The sequence below is a fragment of the Trueperella sp. HMSC08H06 genome (assembly GCF_001808465.1).
GTDB lineage: Bacteria > Actinomycetota > Actinomycetes > Actinomycetales > Actinomycetaceae > Trueperella > Trueperella bernardiae.
Map to the genome: position 1 here is coordinate 25,400 of NZ_KV793361.1, position 21,951 is coordinate 47,350.

General features: G+C 57.5%; 22 protein-coding genes and 1 tRNA gene. 17 read left to right on the top strand and 6 right to left on the bottom strand.

The features are described 5' to 3' along the window. Positions 1 to 11 precede the first annotated feature (11 nt). Positions 12 to 602, bottom strand: a complete 591-nt coding sequence (dcd, locus tag HMPREF3174_RS05855) for a dCTP deaminase (protein ID WP_070448193.1) — start codon at positions 600 to 602, stop codon at positions 12 to 14. 199 nt (positions 603 to 801) lie between these two features. Here dcd and HMPREF3174_RS05865 point away from each other — a divergent pair. The 4 genes from HMPREF3174_RS05865 to HMPREF3174_RS09030 all read left to right on the top strand — a co-directional run bounded on the left by HMPREF3174_RS05865 (position 802) and on the right by HMPREF3174_RS09030 (position 4,503). Beyond that, a tRNA-Gly gene (locus HMPREF3174_RS05865) sits at positions 802 to 875 on the top strand. Between the two features lie 275 nt (positions 876 to 1,150). Next, positions 1,151 to 1,450, top strand: a complete 300-nt coding sequence (locus HMPREF3174_RS05870; protein WP_246783068.1) for a hypothetical protein — start codon at positions 1,151 to 1,153, stop codon at positions 1,448 to 1,450. A gap of 515 nt (positions 1,451 to 1,965) precedes the next feature. After that, complete coding sequence (locus HMPREF3174_RS05875; protein WP_256359247.1) at positions 1,966 to 3,354, top strand: helix-turn-helix domain-containing protein; 1,389 nt, start codon at positions 1,966 to 1,968, stop codon at positions 3,352 to 3,354. 3 nt (positions 3,355 to 3,357) lie between these two features. Next, positions 3,358 to 4,503: a DNA methyltransferase gene (locus HMPREF3174_RS09030; protein WP_083297697.1), complete on the top strand. Its 1,146-nt coding sequence runs from the start codon at positions 3,358 to 3,360 to the stop codon at positions 4,501 to 4,503. Here HMPREF3174_RS09030 and HMPREF3174_RS05885 read toward each other — a convergent pair. From HMPREF3174_RS05885 to HMPREF3174_RS05900, 4 genes are all read right to left on the bottom strand, one after another. Further along, the gene (locus HMPREF3174_RS05885; RefSeq protein ID WP_148132180.1) at positions 4,473 to 5,792 is read right to left on the bottom strand and encodes an HNH endonuclease; all 1,320 of its coding nucleotides are present in this window, start codon (positions 5,790 to 5,792) and stop codon (positions 4,473 to 4,475) included. The two genes, HMPREF3174_RS09030 and HMPREF3174_RS05885, sit on opposite strands and share 31 nt — an antisense overlap. Before the next feature lie 244 nt (positions 5,793 to 6,036). Continuing rightward, on the bottom strand, positions 6,037 to 7,944 hold the full coding sequence (locus HMPREF3174_RS05890; protein ID WP_070448197.1) for an ATP-binding protein: 1,908 nt from the start codon (positions 7,942 to 7,944) through the stop codon (positions 6,037 to 6,039). Next, positions 7,941 to 8,402: an ABC-three component system middle component 2 gene (locus tag HMPREF3174_RS05895; RefSeq protein ID WP_270975971.1), complete on the bottom strand. Its 462-nt coding sequence runs from the start codon at positions 8,400 to 8,402 to the stop codon at positions 7,941 to 7,943. The genes HMPREF3174_RS05890 and HMPREF3174_RS05895 overlap by 4 nt, the downstream gene beginning before the upstream one ends. Continuing rightward, a complete protein-coding gene (locus HMPREF3174_RS05900; protein ID WP_070448199.1) occupies positions 8,389 to 9,450 on the bottom strand; it encodes an ABC-three component system protein in 1,062 nt (353 codons plus the stop codon). Before HMPREF3174_RS05900 ends, HMPREF3174_RS05895 begins: the two co-directional genes overlap by 14 nt. Positions 9,451 to 9,848: 398 nt before the next feature. Between HMPREF3174_RS05900 and HMPREF3174_RS05905 the strand changes: the two genes are divergently transcribed. The 6 genes from HMPREF3174_RS05905 to HMPREF3174_RS05930 all read left to right on the top strand — a co-directional run bounded on the left by HMPREF3174_RS05905 (position 9,849) and on the right by HMPREF3174_RS05930 (position 14,963). Then, on the top strand, positions 9,849 to 10,511 hold the full coding sequence (locus HMPREF3174_RS05905; RefSeq protein WP_246783069.1) for an RNA polymerase sigma factor: 663 nt from the start codon (positions 9,849 to 9,851) through the stop codon (positions 10,509 to 10,511). Positions 10,512 to 10,569: 58 nt separating this feature from the next. Then, a complete protein-coding gene (locus HMPREF3174_RS05910) occupies positions 10,570 to 10,812 on the top strand; it encodes a hypothetical protein (RefSeq protein WP_070448201.1) in 243 nt (80 codons plus the stop codon). After that, complete coding sequence (locus HMPREF3174_RS05915; protein WP_070448202.1) at positions 10,809 to 11,228, top strand: hypothetical protein; 420 nt, start codon at positions 10,809 to 10,811, stop codon at positions 11,226 to 11,228. Before HMPREF3174_RS05910 ends, HMPREF3174_RS05915 begins: the two co-directional genes overlap by 4 nt. Continuing rightward, the gene (locus tag HMPREF3174_RS05920; RefSeq protein ID WP_070448203.1) at positions 11,215 to 12,351 is read left to right on the top strand and encodes a DUF2800 domain-containing protein; all 1,137 of its coding nucleotides are present in this window, start codon (positions 11,215 to 11,217) and stop codon (positions 12,349 to 12,351) included. Before HMPREF3174_RS05915 ends, HMPREF3174_RS05920 begins: the two co-directional genes overlap by 14 nt. Before the next feature lie 18 nt (positions 12,352 to 12,369). Further along, the gene (locus tag HMPREF3174_RS05925) at positions 12,370 to 12,918 is read left to right on the top strand and encodes a DUF2815 family protein (RefSeq protein ID WP_070448204.1); all 549 of its coding nucleotides are present in this window, start codon (positions 12,370 to 12,372) and stop codon (positions 12,916 to 12,918) included. Positions 12,919 to 12,995: 77 nt separating this feature from the next. Further along, complete coding sequence (locus tag HMPREF3174_RS05930; RefSeq protein ID WP_070448205.1) at positions 12,996 to 14,963, top strand: DNA polymerase; 1,968 nt, start codon at positions 12,996 to 12,998, stop codon at positions 14,961 to 14,963. A 3-nt stretch (positions 14,964 to 14,966) separates the two neighbouring features. On the opposite strand, the gene HMPREF3174_RS05935 is transcribed toward HMPREF3174_RS05930, so the two are convergent. Beyond that, on the bottom strand, positions 14,967 to 15,149 hold the full coding sequence (locus tag HMPREF3174_RS05935) for a hypothetical protein (protein WP_246783070.1): 183 nt from the start codon (positions 15,147 to 15,149) through the stop codon (positions 14,967 to 14,969). A gap of 250 nt (positions 15,150 to 15,399) precedes the next feature. Between HMPREF3174_RS05935 and HMPREF3174_RS05940 the strand changes: the two genes are divergently transcribed. From HMPREF3174_RS05940 to HMPREF3174_RS09040, 7 genes are all read left to right on the top strand, one after another. Continuing rightward, positions 15,400 to 16,182 carry a phage antirepressor gene (locus HMPREF3174_RS05940; RefSeq protein WP_070448206.1) on the top strand — a complete coding sequence of 261 codons (783 nt, stop codon included), beginning with the start codon at positions 15,400 to 15,402 and terminating at the stop codon, positions 16,180 to 16,182. Further along, on the top strand, positions 16,179 to 16,616 hold the full coding sequence (locus HMPREF3174_RS05945; protein ID WP_070448207.1) for a DUF7768 domain-containing protein: 438 nt from the start codon (positions 16,179 to 16,181) through the stop codon (positions 16,614 to 16,616). The genes HMPREF3174_RS05940 and HMPREF3174_RS05945 overlap by 4 nt, the downstream gene beginning before the upstream one ends. Further along, positions 16,613 to 18,874 carry a phage/plasmid primase, P4 family gene (locus HMPREF3174_RS05950; protein WP_070448208.1) on the top strand — a complete coding sequence of 754 codons (2,262 nt, stop codon included), beginning with the start codon at positions 16,613 to 16,615 and terminating at the stop codon, positions 18,872 to 18,874. Before HMPREF3174_RS05945 ends, HMPREF3174_RS05950 begins: the two co-directional genes overlap by 4 nt. Before the next feature lie 134 nt (positions 18,875 to 19,008). Beyond that, complete coding sequence (locus HMPREF3174_RS09035; protein WP_083297698.1) at positions 19,009 to 19,287, top strand: VRR-NUC domain-containing protein; 279 nt, start codon at positions 19,009 to 19,011, stop codon at positions 19,285 to 19,287. Then, positions 19,268 to 20,644, top strand: coding sequence for a DEAD/DEAH box helicase (locus HMPREF3174_RS05955; RefSeq protein WP_070448209.1), 1,377 nt, complete (start codon positions 19,268 to 19,270; stop codon positions 20,642 to 20,644). Before HMPREF3174_RS09035 ends, HMPREF3174_RS05955 begins: the two co-directional genes overlap by 20 nt. Beyond that, positions 20,635 to 21,093, top strand: coding sequence for a hypothetical protein (locus HMPREF3174_RS05960; RefSeq protein ID WP_070448210.1), 459 nt, complete (start codon positions 20,635 to 20,637; stop codon positions 21,091 to 21,093). Before HMPREF3174_RS05955 ends, HMPREF3174_RS05960 begins: the two co-directional genes overlap by 10 nt. A 155-nt stretch (positions 21,094 to 21,248) precedes the next feature. After that, complete coding sequence (locus HMPREF3174_RS09040; protein WP_083297699.1) at positions 21,249 to 21,626, top strand: HNH endonuclease; 378 nt, start codon at positions 21,249 to 21,251, stop codon at positions 21,624 to 21,626. The last annotated feature ends 325 nt before the right edge of the window (positions 21,627 to 21,951 follow it).

A 21,951-nucleotide genomic window follows, 5' to 3' on the forward strand; every position in this document is an offset into this window, starting at 1 on the left:
TTGGGCTGGCCTTAAAAGTTGTGGTCCGAGACGTCGATCCTGTGGAAATTCAGGTCCGAGCGGGAGGCAGTCGGGCCGCGCTGGCCCTGGTAACGCGAGCCCCTCGCCCCTTGACCGTAGGGAGCCTCCGCCGCCGACAACAGCTGGAAGAAACAGAACTGCCCCACCTTCATCCCCGGCAGCAACATGATCGGCATGGTCGCCGTGTTCGACAGCTCCAGTGTCACGTGACCGGAAAAGCCCGGGTCGATGAACCCCGCCGTCGAGTGCGTCAGCAACCCGAGTCGCCCCAAACTCGACTTGCCCTCGAGCCGGGCGGCGACGTCGTCGGCAAGCGTGATCTGCTCGTAGGTGGAGCCGAGCACGAACTCGCCCGGATGCAGGACCAGGCTGCTGTCCGCCGAGACTTCCACCAGGCGCGTGAGCTCCGGCTGCGCTTGCGACGGGTCGATCATGGGGTACTTGTGGTTGTCGAAGAGGCGGAAGAAGCGGTCCAGGTGGATGTCCACCGACGACGGCTGAACCATCTCCGGATCCCACGGGTCGATGGCGATCCGCCCGTCAGCGACGTAGGCCCGGATGTCACGATCAGAAAGAAGCATGTCCCAATTCTTTCACGGCCCGCGGTGGCGGGCGGCGGATTTCACCAAGTGGGTGGGCGCGGTCTTGGGGCGGGCGACGGTCTGCGGTCCAGGATCGGCCCGTGCGGCGGTAGCAACGCGGCCGGAGGGCTTGGAGGCGGAGACGGGGATGGGCCGATTGGCGTCGGAGGCGATGGATGGATAAGATGGGGTCACCCTCGCGGGCGTAGTTCATCGGTAGAATGGCAGCTTCCCAAGCTGCAGAGGCGGGTTCGATTCCCGTCGCCCGCTCCACTAGGACGCTCATTTTGATACAAAAGTATGAGTGCGAACAGAACCCCTCGGGTTCCGAGTTTTACTAGGTAACACAAGGAATTCGAGGGGTTTGTTGTGCTTCTGGCACGGTTTGGATCGGGCGTGGAAGCGGGTGTCCGAGCAGGTTTTGGGTGCTTCGATTGGGTCGCGAATAGTGCTCTCAGGGGGTAGTGCCAAAAAGTGTGGGTTCCGCCGAAAAGTATGAGTGCCGCCGAAAGGTATCAGATAGACAGAGAAGTGCGGGATCCATCGGCGTGCTCGCTGGGCACAACAGCACGGCAGTCGACCAGGTCGTGGACAGCCTGCGCGCAACTGGTGCACGGCGACGTTCCTCGGCTCTACGTGCCGCGATCGACAAGCTCCTCACCGCGCCGCCGACGCAACTCGCCCTCCACATCCCGGACTTCCTTGCCGTGCTGGAGGGCGGGTGCATGCTCACCGATGGCAGGCTCGGATTCGTGTTCATCACCGGCGAGGCCGTCACCCTCAACCTGCCGCAACGCTGGAGCCCCGTGATGCGCGCCGGTAAACTCGCGGCCACAGAGCGTAGCTGACCGGAGACACACGCGATCCTCGTCATTACTTTGGAAAAAGTTCGACATGACAATAAGGGTGAGCAGGGACCTAATGCGGAGCGCTCACAGGCAAGACGGGCAAGGTGAAGCAGAAACCGGTTCACTTCTCGCAGGTTCCACCATTTGTACTCACTTTTGGATAAAAAGCGCGGGTACGTTGAGAACCCCTCGAGTTCCGAGTTTTACTAGGTAGAACGCGGAAAGCGAGGGGTTCCGTGCGTTCAGGGTGGGTTCGGGAGTAGAGGACGGGAGCCCAGTTGAGAGCCATTAGGGGTGTCTTACCGGCGGCCTGGCAGCCTGAGCGCCCGAGGGTGTCAAATAGTGCAGGTCGCCGACAAAAAGTACGGGGTGGGCGCCAAAAAGTGTCGGTGCGGCGTCATAAGGTGCGACATACAGCCAGACGCATCGGTTCCAGATGTGCTGAACTACCCCGCGTTTGGACTTGGTTGTGACCTACAAGTAACGGTAAATTTACTTCTGAGGTGATTCAGGTGGTGTCGTATCAGCCCCTTTGGGAGACGCTAGCGCGTCGAGGCATGAGCAAGACTTCACTGTCAGAGGCATCAGGCATCACCCCTTCCACGATGGCGAGGCTGGCTAGGAATGACAACGTCTCCCTAATAACAATTGAAAAGATTTGTAAAACCTTGAACGTTGAGATTGAAGATGTAGTGACTCGCGACGAGCAGCGCCCGTTGTCGGGTACTTTCAGGCCGAATAAGAATGAGCCGGTCCACCGTTGGTTTCCGTACTTGGAAGGGTATTCTCGGCAACTTGTCGAGTATGAGCTACGGAATCGCCAGGCCGGAGAGGTGGTCTACGACCCGTTTGGGGGTTCTGGTACCACTCCTCTGACTGCGGTAATGAATGGGCTTGACGGTCTGTATTCAGAGATCAACCCGGTGATGAGCCTCATTGCGCAAACAAAGATGAAATCCACGGCACTTGCGATGGATGGCGAGCTGGACTTGTCGAGGCTGCGCAACTGGCAAGAACGGTTCAGAGGGCTGGATGTGGTGGGACTAAAAGCTCATGAAAACCGCAGTCTTGGAGATTTCGACCGCTTTTTCGATGAAGATGCACTACTTGGAATTCACGTCATGCGGGAGTTCATCGAGGAAGAATCAGACGATCTTATCCGTGACTTACTGAAAGTTGTGCTTGCTTCGATCGTTGTTCCGGTATCACGCATGATCCGACGCGGCGATCTAAGGTTCGCAAACGACCGAGAGCGTGCGAAAAACGTCTATCCGTTTAAGGAGACGGCGATCGCCAAGTTCGGTGAACTGATTAACGATCTCTCTGGTGTACCTCGTGCACGGCCCGGATATTTCGCTTTTGTCTCAGAAGACGTACGAGATTCTGATCTAAGGGAGTGCGTAGATGTTGTGGTGACGTCGCCTCCGTATCTCAACGGCACGAATTACTTCCGCAACACTAAACTTGAGATGCGAGTTCTAAACATCATCGAATCAGAGAAGGAGCTCGGGGGCTTTTATCAACAGGGCATCACGGCAGGTATCAACAATGTGTCTTCGCGCCGTGAATATGAAACGGTTGAGTTTCCCGCTTTCGAGGAAATAGTCAGCGCACTTGAGGCAGATGCGTATGACTCCAGAATCCCCGTCATGGTGACCGGCTATTTCGCAGACATGCATAAGGCGATCAGCAAGATACATGAGGCGCTGAAATCCGGGGGAGTTTTGTCCTTTGACATTGGTGATTCACAGTTCGCTGGTGTTCATGTGCCGACCCATACGCTTCTGGATGTAATGATCCGTGAGGCCGGTTTTGAAGCATTGGATCAGACAGTTCTCCGAACGAGACGTTCGAGAAACGGGATGACTTTGACACAGCGTGTCATGAGATACGTCAAGGAGTGAAATATGGGTGACTATCTTGAGGGAGCTAAGGCACTTGCTGAGCTTCCGTACACAAGGTCTCCGTACTCGAGCCGAGCATGGGGAAACCCTCTACATTCGTTGTGTTCTTACCAGGGGAAGCTAAAGCCCTCAATCGCCCACTTTTTGGTCAAATTGTTCACGCAACCGGGAGACACAGTTCTCGACCCATTCTCCGGTTCCGGAACGATCCCGCTGGAAGCGAGGCTCCAGGGACGGATTGCCATTGCGAACGATTTGCAGGAACTCGCATATATCTTGTCGTTCGCCAAAGTCTCACCGATTGATAATGATGTCCTTAATGAGCGGACCGCTGAATTTCTGGAGTACGTCACTACTGCTACTCCGGATCCTGCGGTTCTCGAAGCTGCCTCGGGCTTCGGTTTGAATGGGACGCTCAGCGAGTATTTCCATCCACAGAATCTTGCCGAGATCGTGAATGCACGTACCTATATCAAGCAGCATATCCACGACCTTGACCGTGAGCATGCTCTCATTTTCTCTGCCTTTCTGCACATTCTGCACGGAAATCGCCCTTATGCGCTGTCGAGAACCTCGCATCCGGTTACGCCTCTCAAGCCGAAGGGCGAATTTGAATACCGGGAGATGTCTTCACGAATCGTGGCCAAACTGGACAAGTCCGTAGCTGCAGGGGGGCTGCCTATCGAGCTAGGTGGCGATTTACTAGACGGCAGGGCTTACTGGGGATCATACGAAGCCATCCCGGAAGTGGGGTCAGTTGATGCCGTCATCACTTCACCTCCCTTTGCAGGATCCACGAGGTTTCATTCATCCAATTGGATGAGGCTATGGGCAGCTGGATGGGATCCAGAGGACTTTCGTGCGAAGAAACCCGAGTTCTTGGAGGAACAGCAGAAAAAGGGGCTAGGGGTATACGGCGAATTCTATGACGCAGCACACCGATGGCTTAAACCGGGCGGACGGCTAATCCTTCATTTGGGCAAGACAGCCAAGATCGACATGCGAAGCGAACTCCAAGAACTGGCCGCCGAAAAGTTTGAGTACGTCTTTGGATTCGATGAATCAGTCGAAGGAGCAGAGAAGTTCGGCATCCGGGACCAAGGGGCGACAAAGTTCCATCAGTTCTTATTCTTAAGGAAAGCAGCGTAGGCACCGGAGAAGTCGTATCGATGGCCTTCAGGGGCACGCTGCGCAGCCTTGTCCAGAGCCTTGACGATCAGGTTCCGTGTGTCTTTCCCTTGACGGATCTTCGCGAAGTTGGAATCTTCGAAGAATTCTCCAAACACCCAGTCGCGTCGATTCCAAATTAAGTCCAGGATTTTCACATTGGGGTGCGGAGACTTGAGCTCATCAAGACTCAACCCCGTGATCTGGGCCAGCTTTTCTAGTTCCTTTGAGGTGTAAAACTCTGCGGGCACCCGATCTCGCTTGTCGGTGTTGCAGTCCTTACATAAAGCAGTCGCTGTTGCGTCGAGTGGCCAAAGAAGCGCTAGAGGACGTGTGTGGTCTAGATTCACGTCTTGGAGCTTCAATTGTTTCTGGCACTTGAAACATTTCTTGTCGAATCGCTTCCAAGTGTCATCCGAGAGTTCACGTCCCTGGTTCTCCTCGCGATACTGAACCACCGGGCTTCGACCGATTGCCTTGTTAACGAGCAATTCGAATGCTCGTCGCCGTTGGCCATCCTCTCGCATCTGGCCGACTGTCCTCTGTGGATTTAGAGCTGCGTTCACGTAGAACTTCTTGCAGAATCGGCACTCGAGTTGGAATCCATTACGGAGTATTAGAGAGGGGCTTTTCTCGCCGGGCCGCTTTAGTTTGCTGAACGTTGAATCCTGACACGGCACCTTGTGGAGTGCGGTGCAGTGATTGGAGAAAGACAAGTGCTGGCGTTCATTACTCGTGTTGATTGGGAGGTACCGACCGCAACGGTTGCAGTTCTTTAGGGTGATTTCCTTTGTGGCGTCAATCTCGGTCGCATCAATTTGAATGCTACCTTGTTCTACGACAAAGAGTGCTTCAGGTGCGAACATGTACATGTTCTTCGTAAGAGCTGAAGGTGCGACGTCGAGCTCTGGCTCGGAGACGGTTCCTGCAAGCGCCTCATACACGTAGAAGTTCGTTGGCTTGGCCGTTGTGAACTCGAATGTGATCTCTGCTGGATCTTCTGTATCGCCGAGCCACATCGACCCCAACTTGCTCCAATTTGGCTCTGGAAAGATCTTGTTCGTGAGTGGGTATTTTACACCAGAGATCTGGCGGATCTTGACCTCGCTAGGCTCCTCAGTATCGACCGCGTACCAGATTCCGAAACCCGAGAACACATCAATTCCTTGGGGTACCGAGAAGGTAATTCGAACTGGGCTTTCTGGGCTCAAAGCGTAGGCCGACATCGACTCCTCGACTTCGTAAAGACCTCCGGTGTTGCCCTCTTTCACGCCAAATCCAGATCTTCTAGTCGTGGGGCGTCGAGTAGTGATGATTGTGCGAGATTTACCGGAGAGTTTTCCTCCGCCTGAGAGAAGCGCCATAAGATACCACACCCACTTCGAACGTTGCGACCCTCTCTTTCTATCACTCCAGAACAAGGGGCACCACCGGTTGTCGTGGTCAACGGCCCAGCTTTGGAGGAACGAGTGTCGAGGAATGCGTATGTGTGGGCGGAGGGATGCTGGGAATCGGTTAGTCCGCGCGGGTCTCTAGATCATCAAGCAGGCTTGGCTGCTCGATGCCGTCGAGGTCTTGAACTTCGTCACCCTCGCGTAGGTCGACTAGTAGTCCGGAGCGGTCCGCTTCGTCGTGCTCTCCGAAGACGAGTTCTGTGGAGTCGATGCTGCCGAAGTCAGTCGTCGGGGTGACGTCGGTATTGTTGAGGATGATGAGTTGGCCGAATTCTCCTGTGTCGACCATGTGGTCGAACAGGTTTCGCAGTAGACCCAGCCTCGGGCGACCGTTCTCGTCTCTGCTTGTTACTAGGCCGTCGCCACTCTTTTGGTGTTCCAGGCCCAGGGTGGGGGTGTCGAGCACGACGACGTTGGGCTTGTGGAGTGCGTGCTCGTGAATGTACTGGCGTAGTGCGAGTACAAGGATGGTGTTGAAGAAAGCACGGTAGCCCTTGCCGTGTGAGCGCTTGGCTTTGTAGCCGATCTTGATGTCGAAGGTGTCCGGGTCGAAGAAGGCCTTGTCGGCATCGCCGAAGTGGGTCTCGGTGAGGATCTCGCGGATGTAGCGAGTCATCTCCGTGTAGAACTCGCGTGGGAAGTGCGCTGCGGGCTCGAACTCGGTGTCAAGTTCGACCGGATTGAGGATATCTGTGAGCTGCTCGCGGATGTCTTCATGCTCGTACTCGAGCATCTTGTACTCAGTGACGGCTGCCTGGTGGCTTTCGAGTGAGCGGATTTGGTCCCGAACTCGTGTGATCTGGGGGAGCACCGCCTGGGCGAGTTGACGTTCGATGTCGCGTTGCTTCTCACGGAGCGCTTCGAGACGCTGCTCGAGTACATGTACGTGCTGGTCGAGTGAAGCTCGAACAGTGCTGAGCTCCTCAAGGTCTTCAGCGATCGTTTCTGCTTCTGCTTGAGCTGCGTGCCGATAGTCAGTTTCTTGATGCGCTTCGAGTGGGCTATCGCAGAATGGGCAGGCCGCTGGTGGCTCGGTTCCTTCGATCGCGGTTTGAGCGTCGGCTATGAAGGTGAGGCGTTTGATGTTGCCGACGTAGACCGAGGCGAGGTCGTCGTAGTGTCGTGCCGACATAGACCGCACCGTTAGTTCCTGCTCGGCCTTGGCGATCTTGTCAGTGACATTAGCGAGTTCGAACCTCGCGGTGTCTTGGATCTGGTTGAGCTGCTGGAGCTGAGTGGTGAGGGACGTGATCTCTTGGCTGACGTCACGATCCCCAGTCTCCTGTAACTGATCCTGGAGAATACCGAGCCGGGTCTCGATCTCGCGGAGTCGTCGGTCCAGGTGCGGGGCGAGGATGTCTTTGCGGACCTTTTGATCTGCGGGGTCTTCATGTTCGGGGAGAAGGCTGAGATTTTGGTCGTAGAACAAAGTGAGGAACGCCGAGAGTGTTGCGAACTTGGCTGTGGAGAAGATGGATTCCTCGGAGGTGATGCGACCTTCGGAGCGGTGGAGGGTGTCGGAGAACGTCTTCCAGGTCAGGGGCTTGCGACTGCCATACTGGTTGGTCAGTACGACGCGGCGTTCCTTGATGCCCATGAGGCGTAGCAGAGCGTCGGAGACGGTGTATTCGTTCTCGTTGTTCTCGGTGGGCTGGGCGGCATACTCGTCAGTGACGATGCCGAAGACATGGTCTGCGGAGATGGTGGTTTTGGATGAGCCGATGGTTCGGGTGAGTTTGACCTTGCCCTCGTCGGTGCGCAGGGTCATCGTAATAACGGAGTAGCCGGTCTCGGTGGGGAAGGGCCTGGTTGATCCGGCGAGCATGTACTTGATGGTTTTGGCCAGGTAGGTCTTGCCGGTGTCGGAGGGGCCGTGGACGATGTTGACGCCGGGCTTGAACTCGACGGTGGTAGGAACAACTTTCTCGCCTGTGTAGTGGATGCTTTCGATCCAGAACCCGTTGGTCATGGGCGATCCTCCTTGATCGGCTCAATGCCGTGTTGCTCGATACGGCGCATCACTTCGCGGTCGGTTCGAGAATCAACGTATGCAAGCACTGGGTTGAGTGCCCGTTGGTAATCGGTCAGGTACTGGCTGGCCAGTTTGCTGACGAAGCTCTTGCCGTTGTCGTTGATTGTGAACCTGATGCCGTTATCGTCTTTGACTGGGGTGATGAGCTCGTGGGTGACAGCGTACCGGAGACCTTTGGTGATGTTCTTGCTTCGGGCTGCGAACTCGGTGGCGACGAAGATGGAGTCGCCATGAAGGTTGGCCGGGTAGAGGCCGAACTGGCCAGCGTTCGTAGTCAGCAGGTCGATTGCTGCCAGTCCTCGTTCGGTGCGCATCACTTGCGGACGTGCAGCGAGGATAACAGTGATTCTGGTGGCTATCGCCAAAGCGGAGTTGTAGGGGCTAGTTGTCATCATCGACCCACTTCAGTCGTTCATCGTTGACCAACATGTGGGTGATCCCGTGCCGGTGCTCGGTGTGGAACAGCCCGGTCGCCTCGGGCACGTGCGACTTGGTTAGCGGGACGTTCGCGGCCTGCTCGAGTGTTGCCTGCATCCTCTCGTAGGGGGATGCATGCTTCTTTCGATGTGTGGGCCGAACACCTGAGTAGGTGTCGTCCTTGATCTTTTCGAACTCGGCCTCACCATCGAGGCTGGAATCCTTCATGACCTCGCGCAGTCCGTCGGCGAGGTAGTAGTCCTGACGGGCAATGTTGAAGTCCTCGAGGTAGTCGCCGCCGTTCTCGCGAAGCGAGTCGATCGAGACCTCGATCCCGCATTCCTCGCACAACAGCCGGATTAGCTGGTTGGTGTACTTGCGCTCGAAGGCGCTCGGCTTTGTGGGAACCGTCTTCTGGGCGGGCATCTGCACACGATAGGCGCCCACGACAAGCTCGTTTCCTTCCACATAGATGTCAGCGGGCTTGAGGTCTGCAAATCGCTGTTTTTGAAGCACTTCTTTCACGGGCTCTTGGGAAGTCGCGTTGATCAAGGAAGTGTCCCACGGGCGATCGTCGATGAGGTCCCTTCCTTCTGCCAGGTTCGCCAATCCCGTTGTGAACAGGTCGGCCAGTGTTTCGGGCAGGGTTGTGATGGAAACGTCGTATCCGTTGGCTCGCAGGATCGGGAGCCAGTCCTGGCGAACTCCGATTTTGATCTGACGGTCCACGTAGCTCATGAAGCCTTCTCGGTCGAAGTTCGCGTGCCAGAACTTGGCGATGTAGGCGGGCATCGGGCGTGTGGTGGCTGTGTACCAACGTTGACGGCGCTCAGCGTAATGAGCGTAGGACTTCTCATCATTGTGGCCGAGGAGATCCTTTGGCTTCCCGTAGAGCAGGTTCAGCCCTGGACCTCGTTTGTCGTCTGTGAGGGATTCGTCGCTGAGCGTCAGAAGGAAGTGGCCACCGCCGTCATCGGCATCTGCTGCACCCACGTGAAGGAAATGGATCAGCTCAGACATCTGCATCGCTATCCTCCTTCACCATTTGGACGTTCATGGACGGTGTTCGGACGGATAGGGACGGTGCGATCGTTCAGCGTTCATCGAAATTAGAGAAGCTTTAGTCAGACCCGGTTGTACGCAGCCGTCCGACCCTTCGATTCTACTTCTGGGTTGAAGGATTGCGCGGTTGAACACGACCGGATCTGGGCAGAGCCAGAGCAAGACGTCAGCTCAGCACTACTCATACGCCGAGCTGTGATCGAGCACGGTGGTCCACCGTTCATCGGGAGATCCGTTCGAGGCGCGTCGGCGGGCATCTATTCGTAGGTGCCCGCCTTCGCTGTCCCTTGAACGCCTCCCTGCTGACCGGCACAACTTCATACCTCTGAACGGGTCTCCCTTCATTTCGAAGGGAGCCCACCGTGGCTACACCTACTTTCCAACCACAACCTCGCCCGTACGCCAGCCGTTGCAAGACCGACTCTCAGGGTCATAACCATTGGCAGGTTTACCTGCCATCCAAGCGCGGATACGCCTGGGTCGAACTCATCGACTTCCCAGACGATCAAGAGTTCCGCGACCAGATCCTTGACCCAGATTTCCTCCCGGCATGGAAGGTGATGTGGCTGGAGGACGCCTACCAGCGCTTTCGTGACCGTGAGAACGACCGCAAGCGTCGGGGCAAGGGCAAGCAAGCCGAGTTCGGGAACGAGGACGACCTCCTCGACCCTCAACTCCACGTTAAGCGGCTACGGCGTGACTACGTGCGGGCGATGGTGCGGGAGGGCGAGGTGTTCGACCCCGAATTCCAATTGATTTGCCAGACGGATATGGAGGACGCTGAGAAGCTGGTCGCCGAGATCCTGCTGCCGCTGACTGATCAGCAGCGCAAGTACCTCACGTTGTCGCTAGGTGAAGATCTCTCCTACGCCGACATCGCCCGCCTGGAGCATCCCGAAGCTGACCAGGCCGAGATCAACAAACTGGCTGATGCGGTGCGTAAGAGCGTCACCCGCGCGCTGAACCGGATCCATAAGAAGTTCGGGCACGCCCGTCCGGATTCACCCCGCCCCGAGGACGTATGAGTGCAAGCCCCACACGGCGGCAAGCACTGTTTCGAATCCTCCAGAAAGGGGAAAACTTATGGCAAAGCACAAGCTTCGCATCAACGTCACCGACGATGCGCCAGATGACTCGCTGGTTTCCGCCCGTACCGTCAGTCTGCGCGAACGCCTCGTGGCCAAGCTCCTGGGCCGCAAGCAACGGGTCACCGTGCTCGTGCCCGGCAACCAAGTCGGCTCCGTCGAGATCGTGGAGCCAGCCGATGACTTGATGGCGCTGGCCGAGGTGGTCGGTGTCATAGCTAAGGGCGGTGATGCGGCGTGAACGTCACCGACTCGAACAAATATATTCTCGCGCTGAATCGGATCGCCGAAGGCGTCACGATGCTGGCGGCTGCGATTGAGGAGACCGCGTGGGAAGGCTTTGAAGATCACGCCGGGATGCTAGGTAGCCGTCCAATCGCCGCCGCCGAGCTCGCACAGCCCGACTTGGAAGAAGCGTCTGCTGAGTACGAGGCTACCCATCAGCAGGCACCGGAACCGGTACCTGAGCTGGAGCTGGAGCCTGTGTCGTTGGAGGACGTGCGCGGCGTGCTTGCCGGGCTCTCCAGTCAGGGTCTGACCGAGCAGGTGCGCGAGCTGATTGTTGCCACCGGCGCGGACAAGCTCTCAGCGGTTGACCCGGCGAAGTACGGCTGGTTGCTCGATCGGGCGAAGGAGATTGCTGATGGCACCGTCTGATCACGCACTCCTCTCGGCGTCGGGTGCGCATCGGTGGCTGAACTGCACCCCCTCCGCTCGCCTCGAATCCGATGAGCCAGAATCTACGTCTGCTGCTGCCGAGCAAGGCACCACCGCCCATGCACTGGCTGAGCACAAGCTCCGTCGCACTTTGAAGCAGCGCTCGAAGCGGCCAGTCTCAACTTGGGTTGATGACGAGATGGAAAACCTCACGGACGACTATGTGGCGTTCGTCCAAGAACGCATCTCCATCGCCCAAGAATCCTGTGGTGATCCGCAGGTGCTGATCGAGCAACGCCTGGATTTCAGCCATGTGGTTCCGGGAGGTTTTGGCACCGGGGATTGCGTGATCATCGCCGAACCCACACTCCAGATCATCGACTTGAAGTACGGGCAAGGCGTGCTGGTCCAAGCCGAGCACAATCCGCAGCTCATGTTGTACGCGCTCGGAGCGCTCCACACCTTCGGCGACCTGTACGACATCGAGACGGTATCATTGACGATCTACCAGCCCCGGCGCGGCAACGTCGACACCTGGGAGGTGCCGGTCGCCGACCTCCTCGCGTGGGCCAAGACGGAGGTCAAGCCGAAAGCCGAACTGGCAGCGGCGGGTGGGGGCGAGTTCTGTCCCGGCTCGTGGTGCCAGTTCTGCCGTATTGCACCGACGTGTCGGGCACGAGCCGAAGCCAACCTCGCTCTCGCGAAGCACGAGTTCGCCCCACCAGCAGAACTGAGTGATGCAGAAATCGCTGACGTGCTGGCCCGGATTCCGCAGCTCAAAACATGGGCGTCGGATGTCGAAGCCTACGCACTCTCAAAAGCCGTCAACCAGGGCGTGGTCTTTGAGGGCTTCAAGCTCGTCGCAGGTCGGTCGGTACGCAAATACACCTCCGAAACCGACGTGGCTGCGGCGGCGGAGGCAGCAGGTTACAAGGACATCTATGACCGCAAGCTCATCACCCTCACAGCCATGGAAAAGCTCATGGGCAAATCCACCTTCAACGAGATCCTCGGCGATCTCGTGACCAAACCTGCAGGCAAACCCACATTGGTTCCTGCATCCGATAAACGGCCAGCACTCGAACTGGTGAGTGCGGCCACCGATTTCAGTAACGACAACTAGAAGAAAGAAGAAAGAAACATGACAACCGCTACTAATCCAACTCGCATTGTTACCGGCGAAGTACGCCTCAGTTATGCCCATATTTGGGAGCCGAACTCCATCCAGGGCGGCAAGCCCAAGTACTCCGTGTCGCTGATCATCCCGAAGACGGACACGGCCACCATCACCGCCATCGAGCGCGCGGTGGATGCGGCGATCGACGCCGGGACGGCCAAGTTTGGTGGCAAGCGACCCAACAAGGCCGCCCTCAAGTTGCCGCTGCGTGATGGGGATATCGAGCGTGACGACGAAGCCTACGCGAACGCCTACTTCCTCAACGCGAACTCCCTGACCGCTCCCCAGATCGTCGATCAGAGCGTCTCCCCGATCCTGGACCGCGCCAAAGTGTACTCGGGCTGCTACGCACGCGTATCCCTGTCCTTCTATGCGTTCAACACGAACGGCAACCGTGGTATCGCCTGCGGACTGGGCAATATCCAAAAGACCCGCGACGGCGAAACCCTTGGCGGTGGACGAGTTTCCGCTGAGACCGACTTCGGTGCACCGGCCGACGACTTCTTGAACTAACCATCCCCACACGTGGAGGGAATCAGCACATCTTGTTGGTTCCCTCCACTTTTCCTCTATGTGAAAGGAACCTCGTCATGCGCATGCTCTCTATCGATATTGAGACTTTCAGTCCAGTTCAGCTCGCTAAGACGGGTCTTTACCCGTATGCCGAGCACTCAGACTTCGAGCTGCTCCTGTTCGGCTATTCGATTGACGGCGGCCCGATCGAGGTGGTGGATCTCGCCAACGGACAATCTATACCCGACGAGGTTCTGGCGGCTTTAGTTGATCCGTCCGTCGTGAAGTGGGCGCATAACGCCGCCTTCGAACGTGTCTGCTTGTCCGCTTGGCTACGAGCGCATCATCCAGAGCTTCTCGCTGATGGGTTTCTTGGCCCAAGGCAGTGGCGGTGCACCATGATCTGGTCGGCCTATCTTGGTCTGCCGATGAGCCTCGATGCGGTGGCCACGGTCCTTAAACTCGACGTCCAAAAAGACACAGTAGGCAAGAAGCTGATCAAGCAGTTTTGCACGCCCGCCGCACCCTCCGTTCTCAACGGCGGTAAGCGTCGTAATCCGCCATCAGCGGATCCGACCGGCTGGGCACAGTTTATCGACTACAACCGGCGCGATGTCGAGGTTGAGCTCGCCATCTACGACAGACTGGCTTGTTTTCCGATGCCGGAGTCCGAATGGGACACCTACGCTCTTGACCAACGCATTAATGATGTCGGGATTCTTCTCGACCACACGCTCGTGGACAACGCTGTCGCCGTTGACGATTACCACCGCAACGCGACACTCGCTCGGGCACAGACATTGACTGGGTTGGAGAATCCGAACTCGCCCATCCAGCTCAAACAATGGCTCCACAACCACGGCTGCGAACTCGAATCACTAGCGAAAGCCGACGTCCATGCCGCCCACGATACCGTGACCGGTGAGGTGAAGGAAGTCCTCGAACTTCGCGGCGACTTGGCGAAATCTTCGGTGAAGAAATACCAGGCGATGCAAAATGTCGCAGGCAGTGACGGCCGGGCACGCGGGCTGATCCAGTTCTACGGAGCAGGGCGTACCGGGCGCTTCGCAGGACGCCTCGTCCAAGTACAAAACCTGCCAAGGAATTACCTGACAGATCTCGACCAAGCACGCACGCTCGTTAGAACGGGCAACCTGGACGCACTTGAGCTGCTCTACGAGTCCGTGCCCGACACCCTCAGCCAACTCATCCGCACCGCATTCATCCCCAGCACCGGCCACAGGTTTATCGTTGCGGACTTTTCCGCAATCGAAGCGCGCGTTATCGCATGGCTCGCCGGAGAAACAACCACCCTGGCCGCCTTCCGTGAGGGCAAAGACCTCTACTGCGAAACCGCATCGCGCATGTTCGGCGTCCCAGTAGAAAGACACGGCGTTAATGGCGAGCTACGCCAGAAGGGGAAAATTGCGGTGCTCGCCTGCGGTTATGGCGGCTCCGTCGGTGCTCTCAAAGCCATGGGAGCCCTCACCATGGGACTCGCTGAACACGAACTCAAACCAATCGTGGACGCATGGCGGCAAGCTAACCCACACATCGTCCAACTCTGGGCAGACGTCGGAGAAGCCGCGATCGCCGCGATCACGTCGCGCCAGCCGATCCGGCTGCGCAACCTGCGCTTTAGCGTTGAGTCTGGGATTCTCTTCATCGAATTGCCCTCCGGAAGACGACTTGCCTACGTCCAGCCGCGTCTAGGTGAGAACAGGTGGGGTGGAACGTCTATCACCTACACCGGCACCACCACTGCACGGCGCTGGGGACAGCTCGAAACCTACGGTGGAAAACTCGTCGAGAATATCGTCCAGGCGATCGCTCGTGACCTGCTCGTCACTGGCATGCACGCAGTCGCCAAGACGGGGCATCGGATTGTGATGCATGTTCACGACGAGATCGTCATCGACGAACCCGAAAATTCCGGCTTCACCGTGGCTGATGCTTGCGAGCTCATGTCCACGCTCCCGGCCTGGGCTGAAGGCCTGCCGCTGGATGCGGACGGGTACGAGTGTAATTACTATCGCAAGGACTAACTCCTACTCGTCGCCGAGCAGCAGCTTCGGGTCGGTTGTCATGAACTCTCGAAGATACTCGGCGATCTGCTGATTCACAGCCGAGGGTGCGGGGTCGTTGTCGAGGTCGCGCAGATATTCCATGAAGGCGAATAGGCGCATGTTTTTCGCCATCGTCCACACCTTTCCCTTATCAATCTCACTCATGCCATCCATGTTCACTCGCACCGCCCCGATTTGTCTGCGGGGTATACACGGCATCTCGTGTGAAGCAATTTTCATGGCACCCGTCCGGATTGAGTGGTGCTCAAGGACGTATGTGCGAGAGTCCCAAAGCTCAGTGACCACAAACCCGTCCAGGGGTTAACTCCTGGAAGGTTTGCGGCCTACCACTGAGAGCTGCTCGCACCAACCGGTGCACATTCGTCTATTTGGCTCTCAGAACAGGAGCCTTGTTATGGGCAACACCATCCAAACCTTCACCAACGACCGTTTCGGGCAGGTACGCAGCTTCACCGCTAATGATCAGACATGGTTCATCGCCGCCGATATCTGCCAGACCCTCGATCTCACGAACCCCTCGGTTGCCGTTTCTCGTCTCGATGCCGATGAGAAGGCTAAGTTCAACTTAGGGTTCTCTGGCGGTGCCACATGGTGCGTCAACGAACCCGGCCTCTACGCGCTGATCATGGCATCACGCAAACCAGAAGCCCGAGCATTCAAACGTTGGGTCATCCACGAGGTGCTGCCGTCAATCCGTCGCTATGGCCTGTATGCCACCGACGAGCTGGTCACTAATCCCGAAGCGCTCCTCAAAGTGCTCGATGCGTACGTCGCTGAACGCCGCAAAACCGCAGAGCTCACGTTGCAGAATCTTGCGCAAGCTCAAGCCCTGGCTGAAGCGAAACCGAAACTGTCTTACTACGACATGGTTCTCGAAGCCAAGGACGCTTTGCCAATCACGGTGATCGCGAAGGACTATGGGCTTTCTGGTCGCAAGCTCAACCAGCTCCTTCACGAACTCGGTATTCAGTACAAGCAATCGGGGGTGTGGCTGCTCTACGCACAGCACGCAGGCAACGGTTACACCGACACCAAGACCCACGTCATTGACGACGGGAACCGCACCCGGATCCACACCTACTGGACGCAGAAAGGTCGCCTGTTCATTTACGAGGTTCTCAAGAACCAGCTTGGCATCCTCCCAGTGATTGAGCGCGAAGGTCAGGTGCAAGCATGAGCGCCACGACACTCGATATTGGGTTTTCGAAGAAGAACACCGAAGGCTATCTGGACCTGACGAGTTACCACGCGCTTAAGAAGCTGCAGCGTGAACTGTTCGGTTACCGTCCGCTCGTTTACATCTGTTCGCCCTACTCGGGCGACGTGCAAGAGAACGTTGAGCTCGCCCGCCAATTCTGCGGGCTCGCAGTGAGCGCGGGCAAAATCCCATTCGCCCCGCATCTGTTATTTCCGCAGTTCATGGATGACGCCGACCCAGATCAGCGAGAGTTGGCGATGTTCTTCAATAGGGTGCTGCTCGCTAAGTGCGAAGCCCTGTGGGCATATGTCGGACGCGTGAGCCCTGGTATGCGCTTAGAGATCGGGTGGGCGCGCGACCTCGAGTTGCCGATTAAGTACTTCGATCAAGATTTTCAGGAGGTCACCCCATGACCGCGCCCTTCACCCTGTACGCCGCGACCGTTACCGGCGTACAGAATAACAACCACTACCCGAACAAGCACACCATCACGGACGCGGCTTCGCTGTCGGCGGTCGCCGGGTTTGATCATGTGGCAGCCACCTATGTGAATGACCGCCGCTCCAGCGCAGCCTTCATCTCCTCGAATTGCGTGGTCATGGATATCGACAACGATCACACCGAAACACACACCGACTGGATCACACCAGAGAAGCTCGGCGAGCTCATGTCCGGGGTGGAGTTCATGACCGCCACCTCCCGTAACCACATGAAGCCGAAGGGCGCGCTCTCAGCCCGACCGCGTTTCCACGTCTACTTCCCAATCCACGAAGTATGCGACGCAGACGAATACGCAGGATTGAAGCATCGTTTAGCGTCGCGGTTCGCGTTCTTTGACCGTAATGCCCTGGACGCAGGACGCTTCATCTACGGCACCACCAACCCACAAGTTACGGTGCACGAGGGCGATCAGCTCCTCGATGCGTGGCTCGATAACGCTGACGAGATCGACGTGTTCGCCGCCTTTGATGCCTCCACTTTCGTGATTGGCGAGGGTTCACGCAACGCCACGCTCTCTCGCTTTGCCGGGCGGGTCCTCATCCGCTACGGCGAGACCGACCAGGCCCGGGACTTGTTCGACCGTAAAGCGAATCTATGCGAGCCGCCGCTCAGTGACAGCGAGCTGACGACGATTTGGAACTCGGCGTGCCGGTTCGCAACGAAAGTTGCAGCCAACCCCGACTACCTGCCACCGGAGGCGTATGCGCAGTTGACGAGTCTGCGGCCTGACGACTTCACTGACGTAGGTCAGGCAGCGATGCTCGCCTCGGAGTACTCCGCCCGGTTGGCATATACGGAGGCGACCGACTGGCTCGTCTACACCGATGGTGTGTGGAGTGAGTCTGGGCCTGGTGCGCAAGGCATCGCCCAAGAACTCACCGACCGCCAGCTCGCTGAAGTCGCTGACCTGATCGCTGGGGCACGTGAGGAGATGAACGCCACTGGTGCGGACGTCGTTCTCGCTGCGGCATCGTCGAAAGCGAAAGCACAACGCACGTTCACACCCATGCAAGCAGCAGCGTATCGGCGGTTTGAGGAAGCGAAAGCATACGAGACCTTCGCGCTCAAACGCCGCGAATCACGAGCCATCAGCGCCGCCTTGAAAGAGGCACACCCGATGCTGCTCACCACGCCCGACCAGCTCGACGCCGACCCGTACCTGCTCAACACGCCATCTGGGACGTGGGATCTGCGGGATGGCACTCGTCGCGAGCACGACCCAGCCGATCTGCTCACGAAACAGACCGCCCTCGACCCCACAGAAAACGGAGCGCAGGTGTGGCAGGATGCCTTGGACGTATTCTTCCAAAGCGACCCTGAGTTGATCGCCTATGTACAGCGCATCGTCGGGCTAGCTGCGATCGGGCAGGTCTTCGTGGAAGCCCTCGTGATCGCCTACGGGGATGGACGAAACGGCAAATCCACGTTTTGGAACACCATCGCCAGAGTGCTCGGCACGTATGCGGGCAACATGTCCGCCGATGTCCTCACAATCGGTGGGAATCGCAACGTCAAACCTGAGCTTGCCGAAGCGAAAGGCAAGCGGCTCATCATCGCGGCCGAGTCTGAGGAAGGCGTAAGACTGTCGACTTCGACGGTTAAACAGCTCGCCTCGACCGATCAGATCTATGCGGAGAAAAAGTACAAGGCACCCTTCGCCTTCACTCCCTCCCACACCCTGATTCTCTACACGAATCACCTGCCGCGTGTAGGAGCCATGGACGCAGGAATCTGGCGCAGGCTCATCGTCATCCCGTTCAACGCCACTATCGAAGGTGATACGGATGTGAAGAACTACGCCGACTACCTCTACACCCACGCCGGTGGAGCGATCCTTTCGTGGATCATGGACGGCGCGCGCCTCATCCATGCCGAGGACTATAAGCTCACCCCACCAGCCCTAGTTCAGTCGGCTTCGCAGGCGTATCGGGAAGAGAATAACTGGTTTGGCCAGTTCCTCGAGGACCAGTGTGACGTCGGCCCTGCCCTGTCCGAGCGTGCGGGTGATTTGTATCAGGCCTACCGTGCGTGGGCGCAATCTACCTCCGGGTGGGCGCGACCCATGGTTGACTTCAACGCCACCTGCGAGCAGGTAGGTTTCACACGTAAGAAAACCAAGTCCGGCATCCGCGTCTACGGACTGGCATTGACCAGCGAATTCACCCTCTAAACCTGTGAGGGTGCAGACCGGTGCAGAGCGGTATTGAACTATTACTAAGGGCCGAAAAATAATCCCCTATAGAAAAGTCCATATGCACCCTGCACTGGTCTGCACCCCTTGAACAAACCACTCAAGGAAAGACCATGAACGAACACGCAATCGAAACGAAACTCAAGAAAGCCGTCGAAAACAACGGTGGCTTGTGTTGGAAGCTCGTCTGCCCTGGAACCAGCGGCGTACCGGACCGGATATGCCTGATGAGAAACCGGGCTGTCTTCGTCGAATTGAAAGCACCAGGACAGAAACCTAGGCCAATCCAATTACGTCGGATGAATCAACTGCGCCAGCAAGGCTTTGTCGCATTGGTTGTTGATTCGGTTGACGGTATCAAGGGGGTGCTTGATGCGCTATCAGCCGCATAACTACCAAACCACCGCAACCCAGTTCATCATCGACCATCACGAGGCGGCGATCTTCCTTGGCATGGGACTCGGCAAATCGGTGATCACCTTGAGCGCGATCTGGCAGCTCATGCTCGACTACTTCACCATCCACCGCGTCCTCGTCATCGCACCATTGCGGGTAGCCCGCGATACGTGGCCAACCGAAATAGCGAAGTGGGATCACCTGCGAGGTTTGACCGTATCGGTCGCTGTCGGCACCAAACAAGACCGGCTCAACGCTCTCGCGGCGTCTGCGATGGTGACCATCATCAATCGGGAAAACATCCCCTGGCTCGTGAACCAGATGGGCGGTAGCTGGCCGTTCGACATGGTCATCATCGACGAGCTCTCCAGCTTCAAAAACCACCGGGCAAAGCGGTTCACTGCGCTGGTGAAAATGCGGCCGCACGTTAAGCGCTGGGTCGGACTGACCGGCACGCCTGCAGCGAATGGACTGATGGATGTGTGGGCGCAATTCCGTCTTCTCGACGGCGGCGAGCGTTTGGGCCGTTTCATTACTCGTTATCGCGAGCGCTGGTTCGTGCCCGATAAGCGCAACGGGATGCAGGTGTTCACTTACAAGCCCCGTGTGGGTGCGGAGGATGAGATCTATGGAGCGATTGGGGACATGACGTTGTCGATGCGAACCACTGACCACTTGCAGCTACCAGAGCTGACGGTCACGACGATGCCTGTGAAGTTGGAGCCGGAAGAACGACGCGTGTATGAGCAGTTGAAATCTGATCTTGTCCTTCAACTTGGTGAGGCGACGATTGATGCTGCGAATGCTGCTGCGTTGTCGGGCAAGCTCCTGCAGTTAGCGTCGGGCGCGATCTACACCAGCGATGGTCAATGGACGGCGGTTCATGAGAGGAAGCTCGACGCTCTCGAAGACCTTGTTGAGGCAGCCAACGGCAACCCGTTGTTGGTGGCCTACTGGTTTACCCATGACCGCGAACGTATCACCGCGCGATTCCCACATGCTCGCGAGCTGAAAGCCTCGGTCGATATCGAGGCATGGAACAGAGGCGAGATTGCGCTTGGGCTGATTCACCCCGCGAGCGCTGGCCACGGATTGAACCTCCAGAGCGGTGGGCATCTGCTGGTGTGGTTCTCGCTCACGTGGAGTTTAGAGCTTTATCAGCAGACGAACGCCCGGCTTTATCGGCAAGGACAGTTAGAGCCGGTGACGATCACGCATCTTGTTGCTGAAGGGACGCTCGATGAAGCCGTCTTGCGTGCGCTTGATGCGAAGGATGCTACGCAGGCTGCGTTGATTGACGCGGTTGCACATGAAATCCACACAACCACTAGGAAGGAACGCTCATGCATGTGATGACCAAATACCTCGACACTCGTAAGGCAGCGATTGCTGCGTTGCAGGATTATGCGGTGATGGAACAAATAATCGAGAGTACCGACGACGCCATCAAAACCGCCTATGCGGATGCGGCTAGCCCCGCATCCCCACGTATGGATGGCACACCGCCCTCGGGTGATCTGCACGCGTCGGAGAACAGGATCGTTGCAACGATCGAGCGTATCGACACTTACAAGGCTCGGTATGCGGAAGCATGCCAGTACATGGACTGGTTCTTGCCCGCATGGGAGATACTCTCCGAGGATGACCGCTTGGTGTTGGAGGCGTTCTTCCTCGGCGGGGGTACCCAAGATGATGCAGTCCAGCAGGTCTGTAACCACTTCTATGTTGAGCGCACGACCGCCTACCAGAAGAAGTCGCGCGCGCTGGCTCGGTTAGCGACCGCTCTGTATGGTCGTTTGTGAGGGTTTTGCACCCTCGCGCCAAAAGGTGTCAGGAATAGCGGATGCATTTGCCCCGTTTCCTTTGAGATGATGTAAGTGGTTGAAAAGTAGGACAAGCCCCAAGAACCCACACGGGAACTTGGGGCTTCACCACATCCAGTGGGAAGGAGTCAGCGATGCCAGTCAAACCCGCCTCCCCGTGCTCCCATCCTGGTTGCCCTGAGCTTACCCACGAACGTTTCTGTGAGCAGCACGCGAAGGCGGAAGACGCGCGGTATCGGAAGTATCAACGGGATCCGAAGATTAACCGCCGCTACGGCGCGCGTTGGCGTAAGATCCGTGCCGCCTACATTGCACAACATCCTTTGTGCGAGGACTGCCTAGAGCAAGGCAGGTATACGCCTGTGCAAGAGGTTCACCACGTTCTCCCGCTCGAACACGGCGGCACCCACGACTTTGATAACCTCCGCTCGCTGTGTAAGCCCTGCCACTCGCGCCAGAGCGCGCTCGATGATGACCGATGGAGGCAACAACCTCGGGTCTACTCGTATTGACGAGCCCACACGTTGCCCGCTGTCGCGTCGATCATTTAGAACTTCAAAGATGCCCACCTCGATGGTGTTTGCCGAACACGAGCCACCGTCGAAAGCCTGACGAGGGGTAGGGCCGTCGAATCTCTACGACCTCGGGACAGGTCAGCGGGCGGGGCCAACCGTGCGCAAAGTCCCCGAATCAAACAAGGTATTAACACTTCGGGCTTCGTCGGCAGTACCAGTGAGGGGTGAAATCCCGCTGAGTGTTGCTCGGTTTTCTTGCGCTTTGTCCGTCCGGATTTGGGTTTCCCAGGGACGTACAGGTGAGGGCAAAAAACTCGGAGCT